The sequence below is a fragment of the Alteromonas sp. ABE4_545 genome (genome assembly GCF_056161325.1).
Map to the genome: position 1 here is coordinate 1 of NZ_JBSWYY010000080.1, position 493 is coordinate 493.

The window sequence follows — 493 nt, forward strand, 5'->3', positions numbered from 1 at the left end:
CACGTAATCATTGTCAGATAGAGTAGCTTGAAAGAACATCTTTCGATATTCTCAGTTACTCAATTAGATTGATTACTAATATCAGCTTTCCAAATTGTTAAAGAACACTTTAGGGTAAAAAACCCTAATCAATAGTCACTGAAACAGTGGTTATTCATTAGGATTTGAATCCAATCTCGACCAAATTTTTACGCTTTCAATTCTTGTTTAGGCAAGGAAGCGGGACGCGTAGTGTGCAACTAGCACATGAGCGTTTCGCTGACGAAGCATAAACGAGAATTTGGTAGGCTTGGGCAGACTTGAACTGCCGACCTCACCCTTATCAGGGGTGCGCTCTAACCAGCTGAGCTACAAGCCTGTGGTGGAGCTAAGCAGGATCGAACTGCTGACCTCCTGCGTGCAAGGCAGGCGCTCTCCCAGCTGAGCTATAGCCCCATATAAATGGTCGTTCTTAATAATAACAAGACTATCTGTGTAGGCACTGCATCAATGA

The 493-nt window shown here is 43.4% G+C and carries 2 tRNA genes; both read right to left on the reverse strand.

Going from position 1 to position 493, the window contains the following annotated elements:
* Positions 1–281: 281 nt before the first annotated feature.
* A tRNA-Ile gene (locus ACXAH6_RS20400) sits at positions 282–358 on the reverse strand.
* A 1-nt stretch (position 359) separates the two neighbouring features.
* Positions 360–435, reverse strand: a tRNA-Ala gene (locus tag ACXAH6_RS20405).
* Positions 436–493 lie beyond the last annotated feature (58 nt).